Source organism: uncultured Romboutsia sp., assembly GCF_958366745.1.
Classification (GTDB): Bacteria; Bacillota; Clostridia; order Peptostreptococcales; family Peptostreptococcaceae; genus Romboutsia; species Romboutsia timonensis.
Genome location: NZ_CATXCO010000291.1, coordinates 1 through 2590, shown reverse-complemented (window position 1 = coordinate 2590; position 2590 = coordinate 1). Strand labels below are relative to the sequence as shown.

Here is a 2590-nt window from a genome sequence, read left to right as displayed (position 1 = left end):
CTATTATTTATATCTTTTTCTAACCTATTTAATTCCTTTGTCTTTTCTTCAATTGATTTTCTTAAATTCATTAGTTCTTTTATTAATTTAAACATATCTATCCCCCTAAATAAATCTCTACATTATAATTATAATGATTTTTGGTGAAAAATAAAAGCTAGTCATTCGACTAGCTTTTGTTTTTGATTAAAATTTAATTTATTGAGTTAAATAAAGTAGTACTATATTCTTTTATATCATCTATACTAATTAATTTATACTTATCTTTTACGTTTTTGAAATATGTATCAATAAATTCTTTTTCAATTATTCTATTACATCCAACATCCTTTTTTAATCCTCTTCTAGTTAAAATCCAAGGCATTTCTGAATGAGTCATTTCTTCAAGAATTTTTCCACTATAACACCCAAAGTACCTAACTACACAACCAACTATATAATCTTCAATCTCATCTAGTAAAATTTCATCACTATCGTTAATTTCTATTTGACCTCTTCCAAAGCATTTATATCTATCATAAATACATCTATAAACAGGTCCATGAATCCATGCTTCACAATCATTATCAAATAAATAATCTCCAGTAAACAACTTATAAAAAGCTTGTGAGTAGTATAAAAGCTTTTGAAGAGCTAATGGTGTTATTTCTCCACACTTTCTTATTATATTAATAGCTACATTATCAATTTTATGTTCATTTGATTCGTCTGCACTTATGGCAAGTTCTGATTTTTTTAACTCTTCAATTCTATTTCTACATTTTCTATAAGCAACTTCACTAATTTTAGATTTGTTATTTTCTAAAATTTCACTCATTTTATTAACATCTTCTAATATTAACTTTAGAGTATCTGAGTAACTTTTAGTAGGAATATCTCCATCTAAATATCTAGTTATAGTTAATTCCCCCCATCCTAATAATGATGAAAGTGGTCTTTTTCCTATACTGTATTTTTCTAATATTTCTTTAATTTGTTCTATATTTATAATATTATCTACTTCTCTAATTTTAGAGTAGAGAACTTCTAAATTTTCATCATTAATTTTTCCTATATACATAGGATTATGACACTCTGTGCAGTATGCTTGCTTTTTTATATATTTTATTTCTTTTCCTCTTGCATACTCTATAGTCTCTTCTTCTTTAATTGTATATGCTCTATCATCTAAACAAACTTCACAAAAATCAATATTTTCGCTCATATTATGCTCCTTATTTATTAAATTATTAATCATATATCAAAATCCCCCTAAAGTAATTTATATATAGGAGCGATAATATAACGCTCCATATTAACTTTTTTTAAACCTATAATTTATAGGATAGTTAGCCTTATGAAAAGATATAAATAATATCATTTCTTCTGTATTTCTTTCTATTAATGTAAATTTTATATATGTTTCAACATTTTCTAAACCTCTATCTTTATGATTTAGTTCATATTCTCTACCAAAAAAATATAATATTTGAATTTTATTTTTTCTATCTATATCAATTTTAGAAAAATCATATATATCAAGTTCTAAAATCATTCTTTTTTGTTGCTTTGTTGTCAATCTATAATCATTAATAAAACTTTGATTCTCTATTCTATTTGGATTTAGGGATATTCTAAATTTATCATTATGTACACATGCTTTTACTTTTTCTAGTATTTGTTTTACTTCTTCTTTTGTAATTTGCATATATTAATTTTTATCCTTTCTTAACTAAATTGTACCCCTTTTGATACATTTTATTCATATATAACAATTTTTATTAAAATATTAACATAAAAAAGGTATCATTTCAATAAAATGATACCTTTTAATAGTTAAACTTAGTAAAAAATTAATTTACTTTTATTTCCCCACTCATAAGTTTAGGTAATAAGCTATCTCTTAGCTCTAATAATTCCATAATTTCAACTTTATTTTCACATATTTTATTTATTAAATTATCTGCTGGATATACTATTTTAATATTGTCTATATCTTTTTTACCTAAATGTATAACAGTAGTTCCAACTTTTGAATTTTCTAAATATCTTAGTGGTTCTTTTATTGAAAAATAACTATATGCAATAGAATTATTATCTTTGGGTCTTATTCTAAGTACTCGTTGATTTAATAATGAATCTTTTCCACCCCAAATATGAGCCTTAAACTCACCATCCATTCCTACTAGTATATCATTTTTAGTTACAATATATAAATCATTATATTCTTCAGTTGTATAAGTTGGTGTATAGCTATTAGATATATCTCTTATTCTTATTATAGGTTTTCCTTCTTTATCATTAAACAATTTACTTTTAAATGCAAATCCATATTGAATATCTGATGTATTTATATAGTTCACAACTTCCCATCCATTAGGAATCATACCAAGCTCACTATCAACCATCTCTCCACCACTACTCTTATAGGGCTCTCCATTCTCATTAGGAAACTCAAAATCAACAAACCATCTCTTAAAAATACATTGAGCCATCTCTTCTAAAGTCTTATTCATTTCATTATTTAACTCAATCTTCTCATCTAAACAAGATAAAATATTAGCTATATTTTCTTGTTCTTCTAATGTTGGCACCGTTATTGTTAATAATG

The 2590-nt window shown here is 24.3% G+C and carries 3 protein-coding genes; all 3 read right to left on the bottom strand.

The window, feature by feature from the left end; all coding sequences use genetic code 11:
• Positions 1-193 precede the first annotated feature (193 nt).
• Positions 194-1237 carry a type II toxin-antitoxin system antitoxin SocA domain-containing protein gene (locus tag Q5F54_RS12885; RefSeq protein ID WP_281538225.1) on the bottom strand — a complete coding sequence of 348 codons (1044 nt, stop codon included), beginning with the start codon at positions 1235-1237 and terminating at the stop codon, positions 194-196.
• A 57-nt stretch (positions 1238-1294) separates the two neighbouring features.
• Positions 1295-1687, bottom strand: a complete 393-nt coding sequence (locus Q5F54_RS12880) for a hypothetical protein (protein ID WP_281538224.1) — start codon at positions 1685-1687, stop codon at positions 1295-1297.
• Between the two features lie 145 nt (positions 1688-1832).
• Positions 1833-2590 (bottom strand): restriction endonuclease subunit S (locus Q5F54_RS12875; protein WP_302334565.1); only part of this gene is annotated, 758 nt, incomplete at its 5' end.

Excerpts from the sequence above, each read along its gene's own strand:
- Q5F54_RS12885 (WP_281538225.1), bottom strand. The coding sequence starts at position 1,237 with ATGATTAATAATTTAATAAATAAGGAGCATAATATGAGCGAAAATATT.
- Q5F54_RS12880 (WP_281538224.1), bottom strand. The coding sequence starts at position 1,687 with ATGCAAATTACAAAAGAAGAAGTAAAACAAATACTAGAAAAAGTAAAA.